Origin of the sequence: Psychrobacter communis (assembly GCF_014836505.1) — a bacterium.
In the GTDB taxonomy this organism is placed as follows: Bacteria; Pseudomonadota; Gammaproteobacteria; order Pseudomonadales; family Moraxellaceae; genus Psychrobacter; species Psychrobacter faecalis.
In genome coordinates, this window is record NZ_JACSQR010000059.1 from 1 (window position 1) to 6,427 (window position 6,427).

At 41.9% G+C, this 6,427-nt stretch carries 4 protein-coding genes and 1 pseudogene; 2 read left to right on the forward strand and 3 right to left on the reverse strand.

From position 1 onward, the window contains the following. Positions 1–259: 259 nt before the first annotated feature. From H9653_RS12055 to xthA, 3 genes are all read right to left on the reverse strand, one after another. On the reverse strand, positions 260–658 hold the full coding sequence (locus H9653_RS12055; protein ID WP_068408379.1) for a DUF4377 domain-containing protein: 399 nt from the start codon (positions 656–658) through the stop codon (positions 260–262). 392 nt (positions 659–1,050) lie between these two features. Beyond that, a complete protein-coding gene (argJ, locus tag H9653_RS12060; protein ID WP_102076263.1) occupies positions 1,051–2,274 on the reverse strand; it encodes a bifunctional glutamate N-acetyltransferase/amino-acid acetyltransferase ArgJ in 1,224 nt (407 codons plus the stop codon). 137 nt (positions 2,275–2,411) lie between these two features. Continuing rightward, the gene (gene xthA / locus H9653_RS12065; RefSeq protein WP_102076264.1) at positions 2,412–3,236 is read right to left on the reverse strand and encodes an exodeoxyribonuclease III; all 825 of its coding nucleotides are present in this window, start codon (positions 3,234–3,236) and stop codon (positions 2,412–2,414) included. A gap of 271 nt (positions 3,237–3,507) precedes the next feature. Here xthA and H9653_RS12070 point away from each other — a divergent pair, with 271 nt between their 5' ends. After that, positions 3,508–4,056 (forward strand): hotdog family protein, encoded by a 549-nt coding sequence (locus tag H9653_RS12070; RefSeq protein WP_145989763.1) that lies wholly within the window; start codon positions 3,508–3,510, stop codon positions 4,054–4,056. A 482-nt stretch (positions 4,057–4,538) separates the two neighbouring features. Beyond that, a pseudogene (locus H9653_RS12075) lies at positions 4,539–6,240 on the forward strand (AMP-binding protein). The last annotated feature ends 187 nt before the right edge of the window (positions 6,241–6,427 follow it).

Genomic DNA, 6,427 nt, shown 5'->3' on the forward strand with positions numbered 1-6,427 from the left:
GATGCGCAACTTGAGCGTTTTCATAGAGTGATTATGACCTCAATGAGTTTGGTTGACAAGTCTGTTTTAAGGCTGAGAGACAATAGCTGACGCCTGATATCCACGCCCTAGAAGGGACATGGTTTTACAGCGCTTTTTGATAAAATACGTTTACCTTTTTCTGTGACTAAAAAAAGCCTCTAATGATTAGAGGCTTTTTTTAGTCACAGAAAAAGCCTCTAATCATTAGAGGCTTTTCTATAATAAGCTACAACTAAAATTATTCAGCAGTTTTTGAAATCACTTCATTTAAAATCCAAACCGGCTTAACCACTTTCGTTGCTTCATTCATAACCGCTTCTTGACGCACATCTAGAATATAGCGATAGTTTGGCTCATAAGTAAAGCCTTGAATATCACCATTTAGAGGCGTGTAGTTTTTCTGATAAGTCTGGCGATATTGTAGGCACTCTGACTCAACCATAGTACCACTCGCGGTGGGCAGCTCACACACCGCTTTAAGTGGTGCTATTTCAATTTTGAAACTTGGAATGTTAACCACTTTCACATTCACAGGTTCGCCTTCGACCACCATAGTACGCTCATCATTCATACCCATGGTAGAACAACCTGACAAGACAAAAGTCGTCATCAATGCCGCAATTGCTAATTTTTTCATTATTAAATCCTCAGTTTATTTATTAGTATTGATCATTACCTTTCAAACTCATTTTAATCAATTATCACTATTCAAAAGGTAGCAAGCAGTCATAAAGATACTGTTAATCAGAAAGTCAATCTAAGCTCATCTAAAATAAAAACGAACACAATTGATATAAATTTCCTCAACTATTAATAGTACCGTCTATTGTTTACTGCAATCAGTATAGGTCGCACCGATGCCTAGCCTCTATAACTGCTTTGTAAAGTAACGTCAGCTTTTGCAACTGCTGTTAATAAACGGTTTAAATTAGACCGTATTTAATACAAAAATATTGAACATAAAAAAACGCTCAAAGCTAACATTATAATGGATGGCTTTGAGCGTTTTTATAAAATGATAGATAACTTTTAACTGCGATAGTCCGCATTTATCTTAACGTAATCATAAGACAAATCGCAGGTATAAACGGTATCCTCGGCATCACCGCGGGCCAAATTAATATGAATGGTAATCTCAGGCTGGCTCATGACTTCTTTGCCCGCCGCTTCCGTATAACTTGGCGCCACACCGCCATTTTGACAAATCATCACTTCATCTAAATAGACATCGACTTGCTCGGTATCAAGGTCGTCGATACCTGCATAACCAACCGCTGCTAAGATACGTCCCCAGTTGGCATCACTGGCAAAAAACGCCGTTTTGACCAGTGGTGAATGGGCGACCGCATACGCCACATCGCAGCATTCTTGCGTAGTATTGCCACCCGTGACTTTTACCGTCATAAACTTGGTCGCGCCTTCCCCATCTCGTACAATCAATTGTGCCAAGCGCACAAACACTGCTGTTAAGGCGTCAAATATCGGCTGATAATGCGGATGCTCTGGGCTATCAATAATCTCCGAGCTCGCTGTTCCGGTTGCAATCAAGACGCAGCAATCGTTGGTTGAGGTATCACCATCGACAGTAATGCGGTTAAAGGATTGCTCATTAATTTTGCTCAGCATTTCTTGCAATAAGTCAGCGGCGATATTGGCATCAGTGGCCACATAGCCAAGCATGGTCGCCATATTGGGGCGTATCATTCCCGAGCCTTTTGACATGCCCGTAATATGATAGCTGATAGCATCGACATCAACCTTTTCACTGGCAAGCTTTGGAATCGTATCCGTCGTACGAATACCATTGGCCGCGGCCAGCCAATTATCGGCGGCCAAATTGGCTAAGGCATTGTCTAAGCCTGCGATAACAGCATCACTGTTTAGTGGCTCGCCTATCACGCCTGTCGAAAATGGCAAAACAGTACTGACATCCACGCCCGCTTTAGCAGCTAGGGCGCTACAGATATCAACCGCGCGGCGTTTACCATCAGCGCCCGTACCGGCATTGGCGTTGCCGGTATTGGTGATTAAATAACGCGGGCTGGCTTTAGCAAAGTGTTCACGTAAAACACGTACCGGTGCGGCACAAAAGGTATTTTTAGTAGTCACAACCGCAGTGTTGGCGCTATCAGCAATCTCTATCACCACCAAATCATCGCGGTCTTTGTAGCGTACGCCTGCAGCGGTGGCGCTTAGTTTAATCCCATCAATAGGATAAATCGTATTAGGTACTGCAACGTTGCCGACAGCCATCATTCAATCCTTATTCATCAATGCTGATGTATTATTGGTTATAAATTATCTTTATAAAATTCTAGTTATTCGTTTTTAGTTCTTAAAAACGAATGCTAAAAATCTGATATTAAAAGTCTATGGTTCAAAGCCAGTTATTATACTTTATTTAAATCAAACGCTGCCCAAATTGGCGCGTGGTCAGACGGTTTTTCCATGCCGCGTAGCTCATAGCTGATACCAGCATCGACACAATGGTCGATCAAATCTGCCGTACATAAAATATGATCTATACGCAGCCCGCGCTTAGGATCATCATTGAAACCGCGACTGCGATAATCAAACCAGCTATATAATTCGGTGCTGTCTGGATAATGCAGACGATAAGTATCGGTCAGCTCTCGCGCCATCAAGTTACCATACCATTCGCGCTCTTCAGGTAAAAACGAGGTTTTTCTATTTTTAAGCCAGCGCTTGGCATTGGCCTCGCCGATACCAACATCGATATCTTCTGGGGCAATGTTCATATCACCCATGATAACCAGCGAGCGCCCTTCTGCCTTTAGTGTATCAATATAGGTTATCAAATCCGCATAATAGGCACGCTTCATAGGAAACTTAGTCGGATGGTCTTGGCTCTCGCCTTGCGGAAAATAACCGTTAAGCACATCCACTTCGCGACCGTCGAATACATAGCGGGCATGGATAAAGCGCTTCTGTGCCTCTTCATCTTCTCCCGGAAAACCTTTTTGCACAAAAATAGGGGCAATTTTAGATAATAATGCGACGCCGTAATGCGCTTTTTGACCAAAATACTCGACGTGATAGCCCAAACCTTCCACATCTGCGAGCGGAAACTGCTCGTCGTGTACTTTGGTTTCTTGCAGACCGATCACATCAGGGTCGATAATCTCTTTTATCGCTTCTAACTGATGTTGACGAGCGCGAATACCATTGATATTAAAACAAACAAAACGGGTCATAAACTATCCTATCATTATGAATTGAAATAAAATCTTTCTATAACAAGTATTTTTATAAAATAAAGCAAGCAGCAAGAGATGATAAATAAAGGCTTATCATAACAGACATCGCCACAGCTAGCTGTTGCGCGCCTTTATCTCTTACGATAGAGTAGCTGTCATGAGTAACAATCTAAGCATTGTTATTTCTTATTTTTTATTTTTATAACCTTATATATCAACCTCTTAAACTCTACATGCTATTAATGGCGCAAATTTACTGAGTAACCTGATGACAACCATGAATAAAAATACCGCTGCACAATCGATGCACGCAAGCACCCCGCTATTTGCTACTGATTACAATGTCTATATTAACCATACTGATGCTGGCGGCATCGTCTACCATGCCAATCATCTGGTGTTTTTTGAAAACTGCCGCCGCGACTGGTTCACCAAGCTTGGTTTAAATGGCTATTTTTTGCAGACCGATGATGGTGAGATTCAGCATTTTGTCGTTAGCCAAGCAGATTTGCAGTATAAAAAAGCCATTTTATTAGATGAGGTCATCAACGTACGCATTGATAAGGTTGAGCTAAAACCTGCCAGCATTATATTTTATCAAAGTATCCATCGCTTAGCGCCGAATGACAATGATATTCCTCAGAAAAGTACTGCCTTTTCAAACACTACTTTATTAAGTCGCGCTAAAATTGTCATCGCTTGCGTGCAAAACCAAGTCACGCCAGACTCTGCAAGCAATAATAGCGCACCCATGCGCCCTATTCGTGTACCGCAAAAATTAAGCGAAACCATTAATCAAGCAATAACCGAACAATAACCGCACATAGTGCCGATTCAGTCTCGTTTAAAGTTTAAGTAAAAACGCACTACTCTTTAACCTATCGCTATTCCTTTGCAGTGATATTTTTAGGCACGACTTAAACGGTTTTTAAGTTATATATCGTATTTATCCAAAGACCATCTTAAATTTTTATCCAAATATCAGCATGTTTCACTACCACCTCATTGATGGTCTTTTTTTTCCTATAGAAGCATTTATTTATAAACTTTTAATGTGTACTGGGCAGTACTCGCATGCTAATATTGCCTTTACTTAGATTCATGCTAATGTGTTGCTTAAATGTATCATTATATCGTCGATACATTATATTTTAGTTGCAAAGAAACTTAGTAGTCCGTCAATAGATAAGGATGTTATCAAACTCAGCGGCCATTGCTTTACGTCAGCGCTGATTTTTTATTGACACGGATACGACTGCTTAACGATAGAAACTTAATTGAAATTCCAGGACGCTGACTATGACGTTGAATAAACCTTGGCTTGCCCAATATACCTAAGAGTGTGCCGAAAACGATCGATCCAGATAGATATGGCAGCATCGTGGAGCTGTATGAAGAGTGTTTTGATCGCTTTCGTCTGCATCCTATGAGTATCTGTATGGGCGTGACTCATACCTATGATGACATTGATAAGGCTTCTCTTGCCGTCGCCGCTTGGCTACAAGCACAAGGACTGCCTCAAGGCAGCGTGGTTGCGCTGATGATGCCAAACGTGCCGCAATACTTGCCAACCATGATTGGTATTTTGCGCGCAGGTTACGTCTGTACGCCCGTTAACCCTCTTTACACTGGCCGTGAACTGCGCCATCAGTTAAATGACTCAGATGCAAAGGTTATCTTTGTGGTGGATAATTTCGCTCAAGCGCTCGAGCAAGTGATTGATGAGACGCAAATTAAGCGTATCGTCTTATCAAAAATGGGCGATATGATGGGCCTCAAAGGTATTTTAGTAAATACCATTATCCGTCAAGTCAAACGTTTGGTGCCCAAATACAAGCTAAACGACCCTAAGCATGAAGTCACAAAGTTTCCCGATGTGCTCAAAAAAGGCAAAAACCTACCCTTCCAAAAGCCAAAAATGACTTTGGATCAAAAAGCATTTTTACAATATACCTGTGGTACGACCGGACTCTCTAAAGGTGCGATTTTATCTCAACGTAATATCGTCGCAGGAGCCATGCAAACAGAAGCATGGACGCGCCCTATCACGTCAGAGATTAATGAAGTTTATATCAATATGGTCATGGCCCTACCGCTGTATCATATTTTTGCCTTTATGCTAAGCTCACTCGGTATGCGTTCAGGCTATACCTTTATCCTGATACCCAATCCACGCGACATACCTGGATTTATCAAAACCTTATCTAAACAACCGTTCCATATTTCCCCAGCAGTTAATACTTTGTTTAAAGGCTTGCTTGATAATCCAAACTTTAAAGACCTTGATTTTAGCTCGCTACGTATCTCGCAAGCAGGCGGTATGGCAGCGACCGAACAGACGGCAGCGCGCTGGCTTGAAACCACTGGTTGCGCCATGATTGAAGGCTGGGGTATGACTGAGGGTGTGGCTGTCGGCACTGCCAACGTTGTTACCGACCGTAAGTTTAACGGCACTATTGGCGTCCCAGTTCCGAGCGTTGATGTCATCATCATAGATGAAGACGGCAAGCGCGTCGGTGTCAATGAAGCTGGTGAGATGTGTGTTAAAGGTCCTAACGTCACCTCAGGTTATCTGAATAGAGACAGTAGCGAAGACTTTACTGAAGATGGTTACTTTCGCACGGGCGATATCGTCAGTATGGATGAAAAAGGCTACTTTAGATTATTAGACCGTAAGAAAGACATGATTTTGGTCTCAGGCTTTAACGTCTTTCCTAACGAAGTAGAATCCGTGATGCTTGATTGTGAAGGCATTCTTGATTGCGCGGTGATCGGTATTCCTGATGAGCGTCAAGGAGAAGCGGTCAAAATCTACGTCATCCCTGCCGACAATAACGTGACCAAAAACTCGATTAAAGAATTTGCTCTAGACAATTTAACCGGCTATAAATGTCCGCGTTATATCGAGTTTGTTACTGAGCTACCAAAGAGTAACGTTGGTAAAGTACTGCGCCAAAAATTGCGTGAAAAACACATGTCAGATAATCCGCAAACCTTATAGTCGTTAAGACTCTCAGTAGTTAAGACTTATAAGTTTCAAAAAATAAAAGCCCACTATATACAATGTAGCGGGCTTTTTGTTGCGTTAATTTTTCTTGATTAGTTTTAAAATTAACCCCAGTTCGGGATAAGCCACATTGTAACTTATTGATACTATTTACAATGTGGCTACCTGTCCCTGCTGAGGC

Excerpts from the sequence above, each read along its gene's own strand:
- H9653_RS12055 (WP_068408379.1), bottom strand. The coding sequence starts at position 658 with ATGAAAAAATTAGCAATTGCGGCATTGATGACGACTTTTGTCTTGTCA.
- xthA (WP_102076264.1), bottom strand. The coding sequence starts at position 3,236 with ATGACCCGTTTTGTTTGTTTTAATATCAATGGTATTCGCGCTCGTCAA.
- argJ (WP_102076263.1), bottom strand. The coding sequence starts at position 2,274 with ATGGCTGTCGGCAACGTTGCAGTACCTAATACGATTTATCCTATTGAT.
- H9653_RS12070 (WP_145989763.1), top strand. The coding sequence starts at position 3,508 with ATGACAACCATGAATAAAAATACCGCTGCACAATCGATGCACGCAAGC.